Annotated in this window: 1 protein-coding gene; it reads right to left on the bottom strand. The window is 64.9% G+C overall.

Features of this window, described 5'->3' with window-relative positions; genetic code table 11:
- Window positions 1-72: 72 nt before the first annotated feature.
- A partial coding sequence (locus KQX66_RS38885; RefSeq protein WP_216798404.1) for a winged helix-turn-helix transcriptional regulator occupies window positions 73-405 on the bottom strand: 333 nt, incomplete at its 5' end.

The raw sequence follows: 405 nt of genomic DNA, 5'->3' as shown, positions 1-405 counted from the left end.
TCTGCACACCATTCATCATCTGGGGGCCGGCAACTTCGTGCGCAGCGGCGAGACGCTGCGGGCCAAACCGCTTTAATCGGCCTCGCACCCGCGGTCGGCATCATAGCGCTCGCGGGCGGCGTCCAGCTCGGGGAAATGGTATTCCGCCCATCGGTCCAGCGCCGCCAGCGTCTCGACCAGCGAGCAGGCGACGGCGCTGAGCCGGTATTCAACATGCGCCTGATTCTTTTCACTTAAATCTAGCCGTTCGAGCAGCCCGTTGCGTTCCAGCTGGCGCAGCGTTTGCGTCAGCACCTTCTGCGAAATGCCGTCGATGCGGCGCAGCAGCTCGCCGTTGCGCATCGGGCGCTGCGCCAGCGCAGGCAGGATCAGCATCACCCACTTGCCGGAAATCAGCGCCAGCGC

The sequence above is a fragment of the Paenibacillus oleatilyticus genome (assembly GCF_018998565.1).
Classification (GTDB): Bacteria; Bacillota; Bacilli; order Paenibacillales; family NBRC-103111; genus Paenibacillus_G; species Paenibacillus_G oleatilyticus.
The sequence above is the reverse complement of the archived record's forward strand: the minus strand, read 5'-3'. Positions and strand labels throughout refer to the sequence as shown.